At 36.3% G+C, this 19,515-nt stretch carries 17 protein-coding genes; 14 read left to right on the forward strand and 3 right to left on the reverse strand.

What is annotated here, in order from left to right:
- The 11 genes from JCM14209_RS06890 to JCM14209_RS06940 all read left to right on the forward strand — a co-directional run.
- Positions 1 to 423: IS200/IS605 family accessory protein TnpB-related protein (locus JCM14209_RS06890; RefSeq protein ID WP_025022782.1), on the forward strand; the 423-nt coding region annotated here is incomplete at its 5' end.
- A gap of 961 nt (positions 424 to 1,384) precedes the next feature.
- Positions 1,385 to 1,837: a hypothetical protein gene (locus JCM14209_RS09750; RefSeq protein WP_051523408.1), complete on the forward strand. Its 453-nt coding sequence runs from the start codon at positions 1,385 to 1,387 to the stop codon at positions 1,835 to 1,837.
- Between the two features lie 50 nt (positions 1,838 to 1,887).
- The gene (locus tag JCM14209_RS09755; RefSeq protein ID WP_155830695.1) at positions 1,888 to 2,124 is read left to right on the forward strand and encodes a hypothetical protein; all 237 of its coding nucleotides are present in this window, start codon (positions 1,888 to 1,890) and stop codon (positions 2,122 to 2,124) included.
- A gap of 69 nt (positions 2,125 to 2,193) precedes the next feature.
- Complete coding sequence (locus tag JCM14209_RS06905; protein ID WP_025022784.1) at positions 2,194 to 3,282, forward strand: ABC transporter ATP-binding protein; 1,089 nt, start codon at positions 2,194 to 2,196, stop codon at positions 3,280 to 3,282.
- A gap of 12 nt (positions 3,283 to 3,294) precedes the next feature.
- The gene (locus tag JCM14209_RS06910; protein WP_025022785.1) at positions 3,295 to 4,089 is read left to right on the forward strand and encodes an ABC transporter permease; all 795 of its coding nucleotides are present in this window, start codon (positions 3,295 to 3,297) and stop codon (positions 4,087 to 4,089) included.
- Positions 4,090 to 4,091: 2 nt separating this feature from the next.
- Positions 4,092 to 4,943 carry an ABC transporter permease gene (locus tag JCM14209_RS06915; protein ID WP_025022786.1) on the forward strand — a complete coding sequence of 284 codons (852 nt, stop codon included), beginning with the start codon at positions 4,092 to 4,094 and terminating at the stop codon, positions 4,941 to 4,943.
- Positions 4,940 to 6,016, forward strand: a complete 1,077-nt coding sequence (locus JCM14209_RS06920; protein WP_025022787.1) for an ABC transporter substrate-binding protein — start codon at positions 4,940 to 4,942, stop codon at positions 6,014 to 6,016. The genes JCM14209_RS06915 and JCM14209_RS06920 overlap by 4 nt, the downstream gene beginning before the upstream one ends.
- 789 nt (positions 6,017 to 6,805) lie before the next feature.
- Positions 6,806 to 7,798, forward strand: coding sequence for a tryptophan ABC transporter substrate-binding protein (trpX, locus tag JCM14209_RS06925; RefSeq protein ID WP_025022788.1), 993 nt, complete (start codon positions 6,806 to 6,808; stop codon positions 7,796 to 7,798).
- Entirely contained in the window at positions 7,795 to 8,691 is an 897-nt protein-coding gene (locus JCM14209_RS06930) for an ABC transporter permease (protein WP_025022789.1), read from the forward strand. The genes trpX and JCM14209_RS06930 overlap by 4 nt, the downstream gene beginning before the upstream one ends.
- On the forward strand, positions 8,688 to 9,452 hold the full coding sequence (locus JCM14209_RS06935) for an ABC transporter ATP-binding protein (protein WP_025022790.1): 765 nt from the start codon (positions 8,688 to 8,690) through the stop codon (positions 9,450 to 9,452). The genes JCM14209_RS06930 and JCM14209_RS06935 overlap by 4 nt, the downstream gene beginning before the upstream one ends.
- 65 nt (positions 9,453 to 9,517) lie before the next feature.
- A complete protein-coding gene (locus JCM14209_RS06940) occupies positions 9,518 to 10,000 on the forward strand; it encodes a GNAT family N-acetyltransferase (protein ID WP_025022791.1) in 483 nt (160 codons plus the stop codon).
- Positions 10,001 to 10,033: 33 nt separating this feature from the next.
- Here the strand turns inward: JCM14209_RS06940 and JCM14209_RS06945 are convergent, their stop codons facing one another.
- The 3 genes from JCM14209_RS06945 to greA form a co-directional block, all read right to left on the reverse strand.
- Positions 10,034 to 10,663, reverse strand: coding sequence for a L,D-transpeptidase (locus tag JCM14209_RS06945; protein WP_025022792.1), 630 nt, complete (start codon positions 10,661 to 10,663; stop codon positions 10,034 to 10,036).
- Positions 10,664 to 10,812: 149 nt separating this feature from the next.
- The gene (locus JCM14209_RS06950; protein WP_025022793.1) at positions 10,813 to 11,238 is read right to left on the reverse strand and encodes an Hsp20/alpha crystallin family protein; all 426 of its coding nucleotides are present in this window, start codon (positions 11,236 to 11,238) and stop codon (positions 10,813 to 10,815) included.
- 100 nt (positions 11,239 to 11,338) lie between these two features.
- The gene (gene greA, locus JCM14209_RS06955) at positions 11,339 to 11,818 is read right to left on the reverse strand and encodes a transcription elongation factor GreA (protein ID WP_025022794.1); all 480 of its coding nucleotides are present in this window, start codon (positions 11,816 to 11,818) and stop codon (positions 11,339 to 11,341) included.
- A 471-nt stretch (positions 11,819 to 12,289) separates the two neighbouring features.
- On the opposite strand from greA, the gene mnmE reads away from it, so the two are divergent.
- The 3 genes from mnmE to JCM14209_RS09760 form a co-directional block, all read left to right on the forward strand.
- Positions 12,290 to 13,675 carry a tRNA uridine-5-carboxymethylaminomethyl(34) synthesis GTPase MnmE gene (gene mnmE / locus JCM14209_RS06965; protein WP_025022795.1) on the forward strand — a complete coding sequence of 462 codons (1,386 nt, stop codon included), beginning with the start codon at positions 12,290 to 12,292 and terminating at the stop codon, positions 13,673 to 13,675.
- A 16-nt stretch (positions 13,676 to 13,691) separates the two neighbouring features.
- Complete coding sequence (mnmG, locus tag JCM14209_RS06970; RefSeq protein ID WP_025022796.1) at positions 13,692 to 15,608, forward strand: tRNA uridine-5-carboxymethylaminomethyl(34) synthesis enzyme MnmG; 1,917 nt, start codon at positions 13,692 to 13,694, stop codon at positions 15,606 to 15,608.
- A 327-nt stretch (positions 15,609 to 15,935) separates the two neighbouring features.
- On the forward strand, positions 15,936 to 19,515 hold a 3,580-nt coding region (locus tag JCM14209_RS09760; RefSeq protein ID WP_025022797.1), incomplete at its 3' end, for a toxin Cry1Ac domain D-VI-related protein.

Below are 19,515 nucleotides of genomic sequence, written 5' to 3' on the forward strand. Positions count from 1 at the left end.
GGTGCAAATACAATTGTTATTGGTAAAAATAAAGGTCAGAAACGTTCGATTAATATGGGTAAGAGAAACAATCAAAATTTCATTGGTATACCTCATCAAGTAATGGTTAATATGCTTGTTTATAAAGCACAATTACAAGGGATTAACGTTGTCCAAACCAACGAGTCTTATACTTCACAAACAAGTTTTCTAGACAATGAAAAGCCAGTTAAACAAAATGGTAACTATCATCGAAAGTTAAAAGGTTTAAGCCTTAATAATAGACGAATTAAACGTGGTTTATTTAAAAGTAATCAAGGTAAATTAATTAATGCTGATGTGAATGGTGCTTATCAGATACTTAGAAAAGTATTCCCTAAAGTTAATTCTGATGGGATAGAGGGCTTAGTGTTTAGTCCAGTTAAATACAATGTTAAATTTTAACGTTGTGGTTAACAAAGAAAAAAGTAACTCAATTATATTTGAGGTTGAAGTAATGTAAAGTTGTCCTTATAGTTTGAAAGTTGCTAATTTAGTGATTTTTAAGTGTTTTAAAAAGGTTATTATAGATATTAATAATCACTAATTGAGGTTTCAGTATAAAATTGTATCAGTTGAAACAATTTGATATAAAGTATACTGTTTTTTCTAACATTAAACAAAAAGAAGTAAAATAAGCGGATATAAATAAGTTAATATATTTTTCTAAAAGTGGTTTCATGCGGGCTAAAATGTAGTATTATTAACGAAGAGAATCAATAATTTAAGTAGGAAAATAACAATGATTAATAAAAGACAATTTAAAGTCAGTTGGACTTTGGGGGCAATTTTAACAATTGTTCATTTGACACATGCATATCAAAATAATAATTTTCAAATAATGCAGGATTTTATTAAAATTGGCTATTGGTATGTACCCGCAATCTTAATTTTTTTGAAATTATTTATTTATAGCTCAAGTATCTACTTGATATTTAGAGTGGTAAATTATACGATTAATTTCTTTAGAAAATAAAAAAAACTCAACTTATTAATCTAAAGAAAAAGTTGAGTTTATGAATGATGATTTTTGGAGTGGTAATAAGTAATAAATGCACAAATAGCTGATAAGATAAAGCAAATATTGCCAAATAAATTACCGATGGTTGGGCGAACTAAATCACCTGTATAAGTAATGTATGTAAATTGTGCACATGTCCAATACGGTAAAATTCCGAGTCCCAAAAATATTAAGGCTAATCTATATTTTCTCATAAGATTATTCTAACACTAATTTTGAAATTTGAAAATTAAGAGAAAGTAAAGATTAGATAAAAATCAAGGTTTTTTAAGGATTTTATTGTAAAATTCTAAGAGAAATAAGATAAAATATAAGATGAAAACCAAAGAAAGAGGAATAGATAAAATGAAAAAAATCAAAAAGCTTACAATTACTGCTATCACCGCATTGGCAGTCGCTACAGCTACTAGTAGTTTAACTCCGGTTCATGCCGAAGAAGCCCAACAAGCAGCCATTGAAGCAACTAATAATGATAAACGGATGGCCCAAATCGGAGGTGCAATTCGTCACTTCCTTGGCGATAAGACACCGATTGCGTTCAAATCGGGGTTAAAGAGCGGTAAAGTGAACGCTTATTATGAAGGGGATAGCAATAATTTTACTGTTTATTATAGTAAAGCTAAAGAAGGTAAAAACTTCAATGATCCATCTTTAAAAGATGCAACTTCATATGTAACAATTGAAAAGAAAACTTATGCTTCAGCAACAGAAGCTAAAAGTGCAATTAATTATTCAAATGGCCAAGCCCAAATGGGACTTCCTAAAATTCAATTGGGTTCAGGTTTAACAGGGACCTAGATAACGCTAACGGGCAAAAATTTATCCATTGGAATTCAGGTAAATGGTCAATGACAGTGCGCTCAACTGGAAGCCAAGATCCAACAAAAACTGCGCGTAAAATCGTTAATAAATTAGCAGGAAATTACCTTCCTCAACCATCTTCAAGAGCCGCTGGTAACTTTGTTATTGGTCAAGGTTCAGGGATGCAAAAGCAAGTGATGTCATGGGATAAAGGCAATGCAGTTTATACTGTTAAAGCAAGTGATTTAAATACTTTACTAACATTCACTTCATCAGTACAATAGTAAGTAAAGAGTTCGAGTTTTGGCTCGGGCTTTTTTATTTTGAAAGAATAAATCGAGGTGATTGTATCAATGAAAAAAGAAGTACTAATAACTTTTAACCATGTTATTAAAAAATATGATGATCAACCAGTTTTAAAAGATATTAGTTTTGAAATTGAAAAAGGAAAATTCTATACCTTACTTGGCCCTTCAGGTTGTGGTAAGACCACTATTTTAAAGATGATTGCCGGTTTTATGGAACCGACATCGGGCGATATCTTGTTTGAAGGTAAGAAAATTAATAATATTCCAGCTAATCAACGTCAAGTAAATACGGTCTTCCAAGATTATGCGCTTTTTCCGCATTTAAATGTCTTTGATAACATTGCATTTGGCTTGAAGTTAAAGAAAATGCCGAAAAAACAAATTGAACAAAAAGTAACAGAAGCCCTCCAAATGGTCCGTTTATCTGGTTATGAAAAACGGGAAATCACCGAGATGTCAGGGGGACAAAGACAACGTGTAGCGATTGCCCGTGCACTTGTCAATGAGCCTAAGTTGCTATTATTAGATGAGCCGTTATCTGCCTTAGATCAAAAATTACGTACAGAGATGCAATATCTTTTGCGTTCATTACAAAAGAAATTAGGCATTACATTTATTTTCGTAACTCACGATCAAGAAGAAGCCTTAGCGATGAGTGATGAGATTTTTGTTTTGAATAATGGAAATATTGTTCAAAGTGGGAGTCCCGTTGATATTTATGATGAACCAATTAACCACTATGTGGCGAACTTTATTGGTGAATCTAATATTGTTGATGCGGTAATGATAAAAGACGAACTAGTTGAATTTACTGGCAAGCAATTTACATGTGTCGATGGAGGGATGAAGCCTAATGAAGCGGTTGAAGTTGTAATTCGGCCCGAAGATTTAGTTTTAACGACGCCTGATAAAGGTAAGTTAGTTGTAACCGTTCAAAGCATGCTTTTTAGAGGGGTTCATTATGAAATCCGCTGTTTAGACGACTTAGGCAATGAATGGTTAGTACACTCAACTAAACGTGCGATTCCAGGAAGTAAAATCGGCCTTTCATTTGATCCAGAAGACATCCATGTTATGCGTTTTAATGAATCCGAAGAAGATTTCGATGCGCGTTTAGAAAGTTATAGCGAATAGGGAGGTATTTAAATGAAAAAGTTAAATCCTCTTTGGGTAATCCCATATTATTTATGGCTCGTATTATTCGTGATTGCGCCAGTAATTTTGATCATCGGATACTCATTTTTAGATATTCATGGCCACATTACGCTAGAAAATTATCAAACGTATTTTGGTTCGGGCAAATACCTCATGATGACCTTTAATTCTGTGTGGTACGCCTTTTTGATTACGTTACTAACGCTTTTAATATCTTATCCGATGGCATATTTTTTAACGAAATTAAAGTATAAAGACTTATGGCTGTTATTGGTGATTTTGCCGACTTGGATTAATCTTTTGTTGAAGGCCTATGCTTTTGTAGGAATTTTTGGGATTGATGGTAGCATCAATCATTTTCTTGAATTTTTAGGAATCGGACCTAAACAAATCTTATTTACCGATTTTAGTTTTATTGTGGTTGCGACTTATATCCAAATTCCATTTATGATTATTCCAATTTTCAATGCGTTAGAAGAAATCAATCCGTCACTACTAATCGCAAGTAAAGATCTCGGGGCGACTCCATGGCAGACTTTTTATAAAGTTATTTTACCTTTATCAATGAACGGGGTAAAAAGTGGAATTCAAGCTGTCTTTATCCCTTCATTGTCACTCTTTATGATTACTCGCTTAATCGGTGGTAATCGAGTAATTACATTAGGGACCGCGATTGAAGAACATTTCCTTGTAACCCAAAACTGGGGGATGGGATCAACAATTGGTGTAGTGCTAATTGTGGCGATGTTCATCGTGATGCTGCTAACGGGTGAAAGGAGGAAATAGGGATGTTAAAAAAAGTTAAATGGTCGCAGCTATACTTATGGTTGGTATTTATCTTTTTATATGCACCGATTTTTTATTTGATGTTTTATTCATTTAATGCGGGCGAAAACATGAGTAAGTTTGAAGGCTTTAGTTGGATTCATTTTCAAGAGTTATTCCAAGATACAAGATTACTGATAATCTTATTAGAGACCTTTATCTTGGCATTTTTATCGGCCTTATTAGCGACAATTATTGGAACTTTTGGGGCAATTTTAATTCGCCGCTTTAAAAACCGAAAAACGCGCCTAGGATTTTTATCCTTGAACAACATCTTATTAGTATCGCCAGATGTTATTATCGGGGCCAGCTTTTTAATCTTATTTACAGTTTTAGGAGCTTGGATTCGAGGATTTTCTTTAGGTTTTATTACGGTATTATTATCCCATATTGCTTTTAGTATTCCGATTGTTGTTTTAATGGTGTTACCTAAATTACAAGAGATGAACGAATCATTGGTGATGGCAGCTTATGATTTGGGGGCAAATGATCGCCAGGTCTTGTTGAATGTTATCTTGCCATATTTAACTCCAGGAATTATTGCTGGTTACTTTATGGCCTTTACATATTCCTTGGATGATTTTGCGGTGACATTTTTCGTGACGGGAAATGGATTTACGACTTTAGCGGTCGAAATTTATTCGCGTGCCCGTCGCGGAGTTAGCTTGGAAATTAATGCTTTAAGTACTTTGGTTTTTGTTTTTTCTTTATTCTTAGTTATCGGATATTATTTCATTACATCTGATGAAAAGAAATTTAAAAAATCAAAGAAAAGCCAAGCTCAAGTTGAAAGCGAGGTGCCAGTAGTTAAATGAAAAAATTACTCGCTTTAATGAGTGGAATTATCGTGATTATCTTACTTCTTTTATTTGGAGTTTTTGAAATTAATCACAGTTCCCAAAAAAGTACATCTAATAAAGTTTTGAATATTTATAACTGGGGAGATTATATTGATCCTGAGTTGATTAAAGAATTCGAAAAACAATCGGGTTATAAAGTTAATTATGAAACTTTTGACTCTAACGAAGCGATGTATACCAAGATTAAGCAAGGTGGAACTTCATATGATATTGCGATTCCAAGTGAATATATGATTGAAAAAATGAAATCACAAAAATTGTTAGTTCCCCTCGATAAATCAAAAATTAAAGGGTTAAATAATATTGATCCAAAGTTTTTGAATCAACCTTTTGATAAGCATAATAAATATTCTGTACCTTATTTTTGGGGGACGTTAGGGATTATTTATAATGATAAATATGTTAAACCAGGAAGTATTCAAACCTGGAATGATTTATGGAATCCTAAATACAAGAATCAAATTATGTTTGTTGATGGTGCCCGCGAATTTATGGGGCTAGGCTTAAATAGTTTAGGTTACTCGCTTAACTCTAAAAATGATGCGCAAATAAAAGAAGCCTATGGCAAGTTAAAGCAATTAACTCCAAACGCCAAAGCTTTTGTCGCTGATGAAATTAAGACTTACATGAAGAGTAATGAAGCGTCGATTGCGGTTACCTTTTCGGGTGAAGCCGCAGATATGTTGGCGGAAAATAAACATCTGCACTATGTAATTCCTAAAGATCAAACTAATCTATGGTTTGATAACATTGTGATTCCAAAGACAAGTAAGAATCAAAAAGGGGCTTATGAGTTCATCAACTTTATGTTAGAACCTAAAAATGCGGCTAAAAATGCGGAATATATCGGTTATGCCACACCAAATAAAAAGGCTAAAGAAATTTTGCCTAAATCAATTACTAATAATCGTCAATTCTATCCGGATGATGAGATGCTAAATAAAATGGAAGTTTACCAAAATTTAGGCTCAACATATTTGGAAAAGTATAATGATTATTTCTTAGAATTAAAGATGTATCGAAGTTAATAAAAAAGGCTTAAGAGACGCTTCCAATGCGGACCTTAAGCCTTTTTGGTATATAAAAAATAACCCAAAGTCCTAGCTTGTCATACATATCATCTTGGATAACAGTTATACTGGTAATCCGAAGTTAAAATTTCCTATAGACTAAGGGTTATAAATGAGGAGGAAAATCATTCCCATATCTTCTCATATCTTGTTTAATAATCATTATTTGATTCACTTATGTTAAACAATTAGTAACGACTCAAAGTAGAGATAAATGTATATTTTATAACAATCAACTGTAGTAAAAATATCTTATGTTGTTGGTGGAAACACCTTCTTTTAACATAATTTCAACAAACAATTTGGTTACAAATAACGGTGATTCGTACTAATTGTGGGAACTCATTTTCCCTACACCCTTATTAAACACCTTTTAAAACAAAATTGCAAGCGTTTTCAACAAAAAATAATATTTCGCCAAAAATATTGACAAGATATCTTAGATAAATGTATACTATGGTCAATAAATACGGAAAGGAAGAATTAGTGATGAAACAAGCACGCGATATTCAATTAAATATTCGTTGGCAAAACCAGTAAAAGGTTGTTTCTGTGGGTGCAGATACGACCTTGTCAGATCGTATCTGTGCTGGCTAATTCTTTATGCATAAAAGGCCCGCACGGATTTTAAAACGTGCGGGTTTTGTTTTGGCATTTCCTGCAAGAAAAGTGGGGGATGCCTTTTTTAATGGAAAAATAATTAACCGTAAAGCTATAATATTTCGAGGGAGGAAAATAGAAAATATAATGAAAAGACTAATTGCGACAATTGTAGCACTTATCTGCTTTTTAGCATTTGCATTTGTAACTGAAAAAAATCAAGAGCAAAAAAGTGCTAAAATGCCAACAGTAGCGATTTTACAAACGCTCAGTCATCCGGCCTTAGACCAAATCCATCAAGGAGTCCTTACGGGATTGAAAGAAGAAGGCTTTGTAAATGGCAAGAATATGAAAATTGACTATCAAAACGCTCAAGGAGACCAAAGTAATTTGAAAACCATGAGTGATCGTTTTGTTCAAGAAAATGCCCAAGTTTTAGTGGGAATTGCCACTCCAGCGGTTCAATCACTCGCTAATGAACGAACCAAAACACCGATTATTATGGGCGCGGTCAGTGATCCGATTGGCACGGGGCTTGTTAAAAATCTCAACCACCCAGGCGGTAGCGTAACGGGGGTAATGCACCATGAACCAGTAAAACAACAAGTTGAAGTGATTAAACAAATTATGCCGAACCTTAAAGAAATCGGCGTGATGTACACTTCAAGTGATGATTCTTCAACGGCAGAAGTTAGAGAATTTACCCATTTAATGGAAAAAAGTGGCGTTAAAGTGAAGCCATTTACGATTTCAACAACCAATGATATCGACCAAGTTTCACAGGTAATGGCAAGTGAAGTCAAAGCGGTGTATGTTCCATCTGATAATACGATTGCCTCTGGCTTTAAGACCTTAATTCGCAATACGAATGCCAAAAACATTCCGGTGTTCCCCGGCGTCGATACAATGATGAAAGACGGGGGAGTAGCGACTGTGAGTGTCAGCCAATTTGAATTAGGAGTGCTAACAGGAAAGATGGCAGCAGCTGCCTTGAAGGGAAAAGATCCAGCAACAACGCCAGTTCAAAGTGTTAAGCGGGGGCAAATCTTAATTAATCAAAAACAAGCGCAAAAATTAGGGATACATATTCCTAATGAACTTATCCAAGCAGCAAGCAACAAGGGGGAAATCATCAAATGAGTGTAATTACTTCAGCAATCGGGCAAGGATTCTTATGGGGAATTTTAGGCCTCGGATTATTTTTGACATTTCGTATTTTAGATTTTCCTGATATGACGGTTGAAGGAACTTTTCCTTTTGGTGCGGCCGTATGTGTGGCGGCATTGACGCATGGAGTTGATCCGTTTGTGGCGACCGCTTTAAGCTTTGGGGCCGGCTTATTAACCGGATTAATCACAGGGCTTTTATATACCAAAGGGAAGATTCCAATTTTATTAGCGGGAATTTTAGTGATGACGGGGATTTATTCAATTAACCTTAGAATCTTAGGCAAAGCTAATGTTGGTTTGATGAATGAAAAAACATTATTTTCACCCCAATTTCTTCAAGCCTTACCGGATGGATTTGCGAGTGTAACGCTAGGGATGATTTTTACCTTAGTAATCGTGACTTTAGTTTCGGTTTTCTTAGATACTGATATCGGTCAAGCCTTTATCGCAACGGGTGATAACGAAAAAATGGCGCGCTCATTAGGAATTGAAACTGACAACATGAAGATTTTAGGTTTAATGGTTTCTAATGGGCTCATCGGATTATCTGGTGGTTTAATCGCTCAAAACAACGGTTATGCCGATGTTAATATGGGGATTGGAACAATCGTAATTGGTTTGGCAGCGATTATTATTGGTGAAGTGGCATACGGAGAGCTTAGCTTGACGGCGCGTTTGGTGGCGGTCGTTGTTGGTAGTATTCTTTATCGTTTCGTTCTTTTAATTGTCCTAAAACTTGGATTTAGTACCAATGATTACAAATTGCTTTCGGCGATTATTTTAGCCATCTGCTTGATGACACCGCTATTTAAAGAAAAATTCCAAGTAGTTAAATTATTGAAGAAAGGAATTGAAAAGCCATGACCAAGCCGATTTTAGAACTAAAAAATATCAACACAACGGTTAATATTGGAACTTCAGAAGAAAAACGCATTTTAAAAGATTTGAATTTGACTTTAGAAAAAGGCGATTTTATCACGTTGTTAGGAACTAATGGAGCGGGGAAATCAACCTTGTTAAATGTGATTAATGGCTCTTTAAGTCCAACTTCAGGAAAAGTCTTGATGAATGGCGAAGATATCACACTTTTAAATGATGTGAAAAGAGCTAAATACATCGCGCAAGTTTTCCAAGATCCAAAAATGGGAACTGCGCCGCGAATGACGGTAGCTGAAAACCTATTGTTGGCATCTAAACGGGGCCAAAAACGTGGCTTAAAACTTCGCGGCTTAAGCAAGCACATGGATGAATTTAAACAAGCCACTGCCAAGTTACCTAATGGGTTATCCAATCGCTTGAATACTTTTGCGGGAAGCTTGTCAGGTGGGCAACGTCAAACCTTAAGTTTCTTGATGGCAACTCTTCAAAATCCAGACCTGTTACTTTTAGATGAACATACTGCCGCTCTTGATCCAAACACGAGTGAACAATTGATGGCATTGACTGATGAAGTCGTTTCAAATAAGGATTTAACTTGTGTGATGATTACGCATCAGTTAAAAGATGCCTTAAAATATGGAAACCGCACGATTATCTTGCATGCCGGAGAAATTGTGTTAGATGTTAAAGGCGAAGCTAAAAAGCAATTAAATGAAAAAGAAATCTTGCAATACTTTGAAAAATAAAAATTACTGCATTAAAATAAGCTAGAACGTATTTATTCTAGCTTATTTTTTATGGGGGCAAAAAGATGGAAATTCGCCAAGTAAAAAAAGAAGATCTTGATGAAATTGTTAATATTGAAAATATGGGCTTTACCAAAGCTCAAGCCGGAACCAAAGAACAGTATAATGACCGCATTGACAAGCTGTCAGATACATTTTTGGTGGCACAAAAACAAGATGAAATTGTCGGTTTTATTGTGGGTCCAGTCGTGAATGAAAAATATGTCGAAGATTGGATGTATGAACAAACACCCAAGAACCTCAAGCAAGGGGGCAATCAAATTATTTTTACGGTTGCGGTCCATGAAAACTACCGTCATCAAGGAATTGGAAGCCAATTGTTAGTAGCAATGGAAACCTTAGCGCAAACTAATCAAAGAAAAACGATTTCTTTGACGTGTTTAGAAGATAAGATTCCTTTTTATGAAAAAAACGGTTTTGAAAATCATGGCATTGCAGCTTCAACGCATGGCGGAGATGTTTGGTATAACATGGTTAAGAAATTATAAAAAAAGCTGAAGAAATTTTCTTCAGCTTTTTTATTATTCAATGACAACTTTAGTGCCAGTTTTAATATTCTTGTAGAACCATTTGGCATCTGAAACAGAAAGACGCACGCAACCATGCGAGTTACTGCTTTTACCCAGTTCTTTAGCTTCTTGTTCGTTGTAATTTCCATCTTTATCAACAGGAACAGAATGGAAGAGATAAATCCCATGATCTTTAAATGAGACCCAGTAATTTGCGCCTTCACCTGATCCTTGGTTAAAGAAATTATCTCCGCGTTCCGGTTGAATTTCAAAAGTTCCTTTCGGTGTTTCTTGGCCCTTTGCTCCAGGAGAACAAAGCATTGTATATAGAACTTTTTTACCATCCATTAAATAAACACGCCGGTCTGTCGTTGAAACTTTAACCCACATGTTAGGATATTTATTAACATCCGGATATGGCTTATTTTCAGAAGGTCCCCGCCAATCTACAACAGAATTACTGGTAGTGGTGTGCGTATCTTGTTTTTGATGATTATTATTCTTGTTTGCAGCAGTTTTATGCGTTGGATTCGCTATTTGAGTTGCGTAAGAGCGTAATTTATTAAGTGATACCATACTAAAAATAACAGCTATAACAATCAAAAGGGTTGTAAAGCTAATTTTAAAGTTGCCTATACGCATGTTGAGCCTCCTTACTTTAATCAATATTTCAAACTCAATTAACTATAACGTATAGTATATGTTAAGTCAAAGCATACACAAAATTTTCAAGAAAACTTAATAATTCAGTAAAAAAAGAGCTAGGCATAAAACCTAGCTCTTAAAATTTACTAGTTAATTGCGATAGTATGGTTATCTGAAATTTCTTTAGTTGCTTTAGGAAGGGTAATCTTCAAGACGCCGTCATCATATTTAGCGCTAACGTTTTGTTCATCAACGCCAGGTAATTGATATTGACGAGAGAATCTACCATATGAACGTTCACTAGCGATTACATTACCGTTAGAGTCTGCATCATCGCTAAATGAATCGCGCTTAGCAGAAACAGTTAATACACCGTCCTTAAAGTCAGCGTGAATATCTTTCTTGTCGATTCCTGGCAAATCAATGGCGACAGTGTAATCTTTGTCAGATTCAGCTACATCTGTGCGCATCTCCTTAACGTCACTCATATTAAAGAATGGGTGGCCAAAGCTATTGAAGAAATCATCATTTCCAAATAATCCATTAAAACCACGTGTTAATTCGTTTGCCATAAATAAGACTTCCTTTCAACTTCTTTACACCTATATAGTAGTTCACATTTGTGAAATAATCAAGTAAAAGGTCAAAAAAAGTCAAAGAAATTTGTCCTATCTAAAAAGCGCGAATTTCAACATTAATAATTGTGACTTGATATGTTGCTGCTGGGGCTTCAACGGTTACTGTGGCACCGGATTTTTTATTCATGATGGCCCGCCCAATCGGAGAATCAAAGGAGATTTTGTTTTCATCAACATTAGCTTCTTGCTTGCCGACAATGGTGTAAACTTCATATTCATCATCATCTTCAAATTGCAAAGTCACAGTAGTGCCAATATCCACACTGCCATCAGTTTTCGGGTTGATGATTTCAGCGTATTGGAGTTGCTTACCTAAATAACGTAAGCGACTTTCTAAATGGCGTAAGTCACGCTTAGCGGCACTATATTCGGCATTTTCAGATAAGTCTCCCAAAGCGCGTGCTTCTTGAAGTTGCTTAATTTTAGCGGGGCGATCTTTTTTTAAATTCTCAATTTCATCTTCGATTTGTTTGTAACCAGTGGGTGTCATTTTTTGAAAATATACTTTTTTCATAGATGGTTTTCCTTTCTATTGTTTGCTTACCTTTAATTCTTACATTTTTTCTAAAAAAATGCATTATAGTTGACGGAAAAAATTAAACCATGTAAACTTATAAAGTAAATCAATATACTAACAAAAAATAAGTAAAGGAGACAACGATGATTAGCACACAATTTTTAGGTTTAATTGGCATGGCGTTCATTTCATTTGGTTTAGCAAGTAGTTTTAATAAGACGATGCAACCCGTGAAAGTTAAGCGCCGTAAATAATATTTTGGGGAAGCCAGACCCTGTTACATAATCGCTAATTGTCTAGTTGACATTTACTTATTTAACATATATATTATAAGTAATCATTCTTATCTGAACTTAGATAAAGTAGTCAAAGTGCTTTGTCCATGTTCCCGTTTATTTTTTAAGGGGCGTGGTGGGCACTTTTTTTTATGCAGTAAGTTGGGAAAAAAGGAGGAAAAAAGATGCTACAATGACGCCAACGGAATTTGATACAATCGCAGCGATTTCAACTCCACCTGGAGAAGGTGGGATTTCAATTATTCGTTTAAGTGGGGAAGAAGCAATCCCTGTTGCCCAAAAGATTTTTAAAGGCAAGAACTTAGAAAAAGTTGCGAGTCACACGATTAACTATGGTCATATTGTTAATCCTAAGAATAATGAAGAAATTGATGAAGTTATGGCTTCGGTTATGCGTGCACCTAGAACATATACATGTGAGGATGTTGTTGAAATTAACTGTCACGGTGGGATTGTGACAACCAATCAGATTTTACAACTGGTATTATCAAACGGGGCGCGTTTAGCCGAGCCCGGTGAATTTACCAAGCGTGCCTTTTTACACGGCCGCATTGACTTAACGCAAGCAGAATCAGTGATGGACTTAATTCGCGCTAAAACTGATCGTTCAATGAAAGTGGCGTTAAATCAATTAGATGGGAACTTATCTCATTTAATTCGTAACTTACGCCAAGATATCTTAGATGTCTTAGCTCAAGTCGAAGTTAATATTGATTACCCTGAGTATGATGATGTTGAAGAAATGACTTCAAGAATCTTACGGGAAAAAGCCGTTGAAGTTAAACAACATATCCAACAACTTTTAACGACAGCTAAGCAAGGTAAAGTGTTACGAGAAGGGCTCGCAACCGCAATTGTAGGCCGTCCTAACGTTGGAAAATCAAGTTTGTTGAATCATTTGTTACATGAAGATAAAGCAATCGTAACTGATATTGCCGGTACTACCCGTGACGTAATTGAAGAATACGTTAACGTGCGTGGAGTTCCGTTGAAGTTAATTGATACTGCGGGGATTCGTGAAACTGATGATAAGGTTGAACAAATCGGGGTAGAACGCTCAAGAAAAGCCATTGATCAAGCTGATTTAGTAATGTTAGTTCTTAACTCAAGTGAACCTTTGACAAGCGAAGATGAAGCGTTAATCAAGGTAACTGATGGTAAAAAACGGATTGTGATTTTAAATAAGACTGACTTACCACAACAACTTGATCAACAACGCCTCCAAGAATTAGTTCCGGTTGATGAAATTAGTACCACTTCCATTTTAAAGAGTGAAGGCGTTGATGAATTAGAACAAAAAATCGCCGATCTTTTCTTTGGTGGGATTGAAAACTCACAATCAACAGTCATGGTAACTAATGCGCGTCATATCGCATTATTAAATCAAGCGGAAGAATCACTTGAATCAGTGATTGCTGGCCTTGATTCAGGAATGCCGGTTGATTTATGCCAAATCGATATGACCAACGCCTGGGATTTATTAGGTGAAATCACAGGGGATTCATATCAAGATGAATTATTAACACAATTATTTAGTCAATTCTGTTTAGGAAAATAAGCAAAGAAGGTAAATCATGGTAGAACAATTTGGAAAAAGATTTAAAGCCGAAGACTACGACGTTATCGTAGTTGGGGCTGGTCATGCGGGTTCAGAAGCAGCGCTTGCTTCTGCACGTATGGGAAATGAAACACTTTTAATTACTATTAACCTTGAAATGGTGGCATTTATGCCATGTAACCCATCAATTGGTGGTCCTGCTAAAGGGATTGTCGTGCGTGAAATCGACGCCATGGGTGGTGAAATGGGCCGTAACATTGATAAGACTTATGTTCAAATGCGCATGTTAAACACTGGTAAAGGGCCAGCAGTGCGTGCTTTACGTGCTCAAGCTGACAAGCGCCAATATTCAATTGAAATGAAGCATACAATTGAAAGTACACCACACTTAACTTTACGCCAAGGGATTGTCGATGATTTAATTGTTGAAGATGGTGAAGTTAAAGGGGTTGTAACCAACACTGGAGCGATGTATGGCGCTAAATCAGTTGTATTAACCACTGGGACTTCAGCTCGCGGTAAGATTATTATCGGAGAATTGATGTATTCATCAGGTCCTAACAATACGCAACCAGCGATGGAATTGTCAAAGAATCTTGAAAAATTAGGGTTCGAACTTAAACGTTTCAAGACCGGGACTCCTCCACGTGTTGATGGTAATACAATCGATTACGATAAAACAGAAGAACAACCAGGTGATGAAATCGCAAATCACTTTAGTTATGAAACTTCTGATGAAAAATACTTGGCAGTTAAAGATCAATTATCTTGCTGGTTAACTTATACAAGTGAATACACACATAAAATTATCCGTGAAAACCTCGATCGCGCTCCAATGTTTACTGGGGTGATTGAAGGGGTGGGACCTCGTTATTGCCCATCAATCGAAGATAAGATTGTGCGTTTTGCTGACAAGCCACGCCACCAATTATTTATTGAACCAGAAGGTCGCGACACAGATGAATTCTATGTTCAAGGGCTTTCAACTTCAATGCCCGAAGAAGTGCAAAATGACATGGTGCACTCAATTCCAGGACTTGAAAATGCGCGTATGATGCGTCCGGGTTATGCGATTGAATATGATGTGGTTTCACCATATCAATTACGCCCAACTTTAGAAACTAAGTTAATCAAAGGCTTGTATACTGCGGGTCAAACTAACGGAACTTCAGGTTATGAAGAAGCTGCTGGTCAAGGATTTATCGCCGGGGTAAACGCGGGTCGTCGTGCTCAAGGAAAAGACCAAATCGTCTTAAAACGAAGCGATGCTTATATCGGAGTTTTAATTGATGACTTGGTAACTAAGGGAACTAACGAACCTTATCGTTTATTAACTTCACGTGCCGAATACCGTTTATTATTACGTCACGATAACGCAGATCTTCGTTTGACTGATGTGGGACGTGAAATTGGCTTAATTTCAGAAGAACGTTACGCTGCTTTTGAAGCTAAAAAAGCTGAAATTGAAGCTGAAAAACAACGTCTTTCAAAAATTAGAATCAAGCCAAATGCGGAGGTTAACGCATTTGTTGAAGCTCACGGCGACCGTGAGTTAAAAGATGGCGTCTTAGCGACAGAATTCTTACGTCGTCCATATGTAACTTATCAAGACTTACTTAAGTTCATTGAAGCACCCGAAAAACAATTGGATCGTCGTGTGATTGAACAAATCGAAATCCAATATAAATATGAAGGTTACATTAAAAAAGAATACGCTAAAGTTGAAAAGCTTAAGCGGATGGAAGCTAAGAAGATTCCAACTAAGATTGACTATATGGCAATCGAAGGGCTTGCAACTGAAGCACAACAAAAACTTACTAAGATTCAACCAGAAACGCTTGCGCAAGCAGGCCGTATCAGTGGGGTTAACCCAGCTGACTTATCAATTTTAGCGGTTTACATTGAACAAGGAAAAATCGCGAAAGTAGATTAATTAATGGTATTATAAATTTTATTTAAATTCCATAGTTTATTCATACTTTCTTCAAAAATAAGGAGTAGTATATTTCTCGTAAGCTAATAAGAAATTAACCCCAATTTATTATTAGGTTTTTTCATTTTTCTCAGACTCAAAGCTCTGTTTAAGGAAAAGAGTGCGAGTTACATATAACATATAACTCCTTTTCTCCATGGCGTGTTGTTGGCCATGGAGTTTTTTTATGCGCTTTTTTATAAATATAGAGGCAATTTAGCTGAAAAATTTTAGGTTTTATATTAAAATTTAGGTAGGAAATATTTTAAAAAATTAAGGAATTAAAAAATGAAAAATAAACAACAAAATAATTTAAAAAAGTCTAATAAAAAAACAATTAAAAAGACGCTTACAATGTCAGGAATCGCTGTCATGGCAGCGACTGCAGGGATGGTATCAGCTGATGATGCCAAGGCCGATGAGCTTAAAAATGACGATCAACAACAAAGTCAAACAACAACTTTAAATAATGATAACGAAAGTACAACCGTGACTTTAAAGCCACAAAGTACTTATCTTACACCGGAAATGTTAGCCGAATCAAAAACGGTGATAACAGATGAAGGTGCAGCAGAACCAACTGTTGAACAAAAAGATACAGATTCTGATAATTCTAATATGAATATCACACCTATTAAAACAGCTTCTAAAGGTGATGTAACGCCAACCGACGCTAATTGGAAATTTAATGGGACGTTTAACGCGACTGTTGCGACCGTTGATTACCACAAATCAGGTTCAACGAAACCAGCCGGAACCCTTGATGTGAGTGGAATTAGCCGCGTACCTAATGAAAACTTCGGGGATGCTAAATATTTTGCGATTACCGTTAAGCGTGGCGACTCAGTCTTATACGACAATCAACGGGTCGGAAATGAACGCGGAACTAAGTTTGCTGAAAGTTTAAATCTACAACCTGGTGATATTATTGAACTTTATCACGCCGAACCTGGCCGTTTGGTTGTGAGTGATGATGCTTCAATGAAACAAACTACGGTGGTCAATAAGCAAAAAGACTACGTTTATCAAGTAGCTCAAGATTTATCTTTAGCTAACATCAGTGATTATGCTTATTTAGACCGTAAAGTGCGCGGCTTTTTCACGAATGATAAAAAAGATGCCTTAGCTTTTGGGGTGCAACAACCAAATCTTGATGATTTGAAAAAGTTATTGGATGACTCAAAGACCAAGTTAACGGATGAACAAAGACAAATCATTCAAAATAACTTAAATAAGGCCCAAGAGCTTTTAGATAAGGCACCTGGAGCACTCCCATTAAATCAAGTTCAAACTAAAGATTTTTACGTGTTACCTAAGTCTGTAAGTATTGATACTACGCAAAAAGAAACACGTTACTTAGGAACTAATCAAGACCGCCAAGATTTAGGCTTAGTTCTTCAAAATGGTGGAAAGATTCGCGTCCGTCAAACTAACCCTGATTATAAAGGCAATGTTCAAGTCCAAATGATTGGGGACTCAACGCAAAAGATGTCTACAACAAATGTCGGTAGCGATTGGGTTGAAATTACTGCTAACGGGGATCAAGTGCCATTCTTATACACGGCTAAAAGTGATGATCCAACCCAACCACGCTTAGAATATGAAGTGGTTGCAGGTACCGCCAAGCAATTGCCAATCTTTGATAGTACAAGTGATCAAACAAAAGTGTTAGATCAATGGAATAATAGCCGTGTGCCATTTGCTTTAATTGAAACTAACAACATCCAATTACTAGTGCCATCAAATGATATGCAACGCATTAAGGATATGGATGTTAAAGCCTTGATTAATCAATATGATAATGAATTATTCAGTCTTTATGATGATTTAAGTGGTTTGCCAAAAAATACGGATAAAGATCACCCTGTTAAAGGACGTTACTTTGCTTTTGCGGATAACACTGGGGAAGCTTCAGGGGTATGGTACCCTAACCGGATTACCCAAAACGGCCGCTCGATTAGTGGCTACCTAAACATTGGTTGGCTTGCGCTTCATGAAATCGCCCACGGTTACGAAGTGACAAGTGATACAATGAAGACTTTTGAATCTTTCAACAATATTTACGGGGCGATTTATCAAACTAAACATTTAGATAACTTCGTTAAGAATAGTTGGCTCTTTAGTGGCGGCAAAGAACCAACTGTTAACAAGGCAGTCACAAGTGTTTTAGATGAAAATAAAACATGGAAAGACTTAGACTTAAAGACACGTTTGATGTATTGGCTTGATTTAGCGAAGAATTTACGGGATGAAGAAGCCTTTACTAAATTCAATACTCTTCACCAAGAAATCGCTAAAAATGGTGGCGATATTGGGGATTTAGGTAGAGCGTGGACTGAAACTTACGCTGATAATTATCAATTAAACGTGGCATCATTCTTCGATACTTTAGGTGTACCAATGGATGAAGCAACTGAAATGAATAATTACAACAAGTTGCCAGCGGTAGCGATTTTAGCGCAAGTCGTTCCAGAAGATAAGATTGCGGATGTGATGAAGCAATTGGGATGGAATGATCAAGACACACCCCTTCAATCTAAAGCTTCATTAGTAACGAATGAAGACTTGAAAAAGACGGGCTTAAAGAGTCATATTACCTTAAATATAACTAATCCAGATGAAATTAAAGGGACAACTTTAAGCATTATGGATGGAGATAAGGTTGTCAAAACGGTACCGGTAAATGGGGCAACAGTCGATTTAGGCGAACTTCCAAACGGGGTTTACACTTTCAAGAGTAGTGATCCAAGTGTGAGCTTTGAAGATAAGTACCTTTATGTCAAAGAAGACAAGACCGTTGATGAAACGGTGAAGAAAGATGCGGATATTTTAGAAGCAGTGAAGTCATTGTTTACCGATGATACTTACACGAAGTTAAAAGATACAGTGACTTTAGATCAAATCAATGAAGCGCAAAAAGGCGTTGATGTGATTGAAAATTCTGAACTTAAAGCTAAAAACCAAGCCTTAGTTGATAAAGCGAAGTCATTAATTAACGAATTTGTACCAAAGGGATATGATGGTCCGTTTGTTTCTTACCGTTATTTAAATAATGATGGTGTTTTACGAATCAATACCTTCCATCGCGAACCTAACTACCGTCGCGGCGGCGTTAAGCATACAACGGTGACAGTGACAGATAAAAATGGCAACGTTAAATATACTAAGACTTATCTTGGTTCAGATATGTTAGATGTTGGTGAAGATACAATTCAATTAGCACCTGGCGATAAGATTAACTTTAAGACGCCATTTGATGGGATGCAAACAGTTTATCCAGATGAATTACAAGATGGATCCAACTTAAAAGATATTACTTATGAAGTAACTCCAGACTTGAAATTACGGCTTCCAAACGAAGCACCCGTAATTGAAGTGGAACAAGAACAATTTGTTTTCCAAGATGATGAGTATGATCCAATTTCACCAGAATGGGTTTACAAAGTGCATGACCGTGAAGACGGCGACATTGAGCTTACTTATGAAAATGTCGTCACGAACGTCAATCCTGAAGTCCCAGGAATCTACCATACGAAATATACGGTTGTTGATAGCGAAGGTAAGCGGACAAGCGTAATTGTTAATGTGCGAGTTGAATCATTTGATGGTGAAGAAGGTGAGGACCATCCATTAACACCAGAAGAATTGGCTCAAGGCGAACCTGAAGTACCGGTAAAAGAAGAAACACCAGCTGAAGAAACAAAACCGGCAGATCAGCCAGCTCAAGAAGCTCCAGCAGAAGAAACAAAGCCGGAAGAACAACCAAGCCAAGAAACACCAGCTGAAGAAACAAAGCCAGAGGAACAATCAGCCAAGAAACACCAGCTGAAGAAACAAAGCCAGAGGAACAACCAGGTCAAGAAGCTCC

The organism is Ligilactobacillus hayakitensis DSM 18933 = JCM 14209 (genome assembly GCF_000615845.1).
Lineage (GTDB): Bacteria > Bacillota > Bacilli > Lactobacillales > Lactobacillaceae > Ligilactobacillus > Ligilactobacillus hayakitensis.

Excerpts from the sequence above, each read along its gene's own strand:
- JCM14209_RS09750 (WP_051523408.1), top strand. The coding sequence starts at position 1,385 with ATGAAAAAAATCAAAAAGCTTACAATTACTGCTATCACCGCATTGGCA.
- JCM14209_RS09755 (WP_155830695.1), top strand. The coding sequence starts at position 1,888 with ATGACAGTGCGCTCAACTGGAAGCCAAGATCCAACAAAAACTGCGCGT.
- JCM14209_RS06905 (WP_025022784.1), top strand. The coding sequence starts at position 2,194 with ATGAAAAAAGAAGTACTAATAACTTTTAACCATGTTATTAAAAAATAT.
- JCM14209_RS06910 (WP_025022785.1), top strand. The coding sequence starts at position 3,295 with ATGAAAAAGTTAAATCCTCTTTGGGTAATCCCATATTATTTATGGCTC.
- JCM14209_RS06915 (WP_025022786.1), top strand. The coding sequence starts at position 4,092 with ATGTTAAAAAAAGTTAAATGGTCGCAGCTATACTTATGGTTGGTATTT.
- JCM14209_RS06920 (WP_025022787.1), top strand. The coding sequence starts at position 4,940 with ATGAAAAAATTACTCGCTTTAATGAGTGGAATTATCGTGATTATCTTA.
- trpX (WP_025022788.1), top strand. The coding sequence starts at position 6,806 with ATGAAAAGACTAATTGCGACAATTGTAGCACTTATCTGCTTTTTAGCA.
- JCM14209_RS06930 (WP_025022789.1), top strand. The coding sequence starts at position 7,795 with ATGAGTGTAATTACTTCAGCAATCGGGCAAGGATTCTTATGGGGAATT.
- JCM14209_RS06935 (WP_025022790.1), top strand. The coding sequence starts at position 8,688 with ATGACCAAGCCGATTTTAGAACTAAAAAATATCAACACAACGGTTAAT.
- JCM14209_RS06940 (WP_025022791.1), top strand. The coding sequence starts at position 9,518 with ATGGAAATTCGCCAAGTAAAAAAAGAAGATCTTGATGAAATTGTTAAT.
- JCM14209_RS06945 (WP_025022792.1), bottom strand. The coding sequence starts at position 10,663 with ATGCGTATAGGCAACTTTAAAATTAGCTTTACAACCCTTTTGATTGTT.
- JCM14209_RS06950 (WP_025022793.1), bottom strand. The coding sequence starts at position 11,238 with ATGGCAAACGAATTAACACGTGGTTTTAATGGATTATTTGGAAATGAT.
- greA (WP_025022794.1), bottom strand. The coding sequence starts at position 11,818 with ATGAAAAAAGTATATTTTCAAAAAATGACACCCACTGGTTACAAACAA.
- mnmE (WP_025022795.1), top strand. The coding sequence starts at position 12,290 with ATGACGCCAACGGAATTTGATACAATCGCAGCGATTTCAACTCCACCT.
- mnmG (WP_025022796.1), top strand. The coding sequence starts at position 13,692 with ATGGTAGAACAATTTGGAAAAAGATTTAAAGCCGAAGACTACGACGTT.